The organism is Kitasatospora sp. NPDC051164, assembly GCF_044455625.1.
Lineage (GTDB): Bacteria > Actinomycetota > Actinomycetes > Streptomycetales > Streptomycetaceae > Kitasatospora.
Map to the genome: position 1 here is coordinate 133,090 of NZ_JBITFB010000026.1, position 591 is coordinate 133,680.

The window sequence follows — 591 nt, forward strand, 5'->3', positions numbered from 1 at the left end:
ACCGGCGCCGTATGGGCGGTGGCGTGCACGGTCCTCGACGCCCGACCCGTCGCCGTCACCGGCAGCTTGGACGGTACGGTGCGGGTGTGGGACCTGGCCACCGGCCGGCCCGTCGGCGAGCCCCTCACCGGGCACGCCGGCCAGGTGGGGGCGGTGGCGTGCACAGTCCTCGACGGCCGCCCCGTCGCCGTCACCGGTAGCGACGACAAGACGGTGCGGGTATGGGACCTGGCCACCGGCCGGCCCGTCGGTGAGCCCCTCACCGGTCACATCGACCGGGTGAGGGCAGTGGCGTGCACGGTCCTCGACGGCCGCCCCGTCGCCGTCACTGGCAGCGACGACAAGACGGTGCGGGTGTGGGACCTGGCCACCGTCGGCTGGCCCGCCGGTCAGCGCCTCACCGGCCACACCGGCGCCGTGTGGGCGGTGGCGTGCACGGTCCTCGACGCCCGTCCCGTCGCCGTCACCGGTAGCGACGACAAGACGGTGCGGGTGTGGGACCTGGCCACCGGCCGGCCCGTCGGTGAGCCCCTCACCGGTCACATCGACCGGGTGAGGGCAGTGGCGTGCACGGTCCTCGACGGCCGCCCC

At 75.6% G+C, this 591-nt stretch carries 1 pseudogene; it reads left to right on the forward strand.

Annotated features, from left to right (window positions below):
• Window positions 1-18: 18 nt before the first annotated feature.
• Window positions 19-591, forward strand: a pseudogene (locus tag ACIBEC_RS33590) (hypothetical protein); the annotation flags it as partial.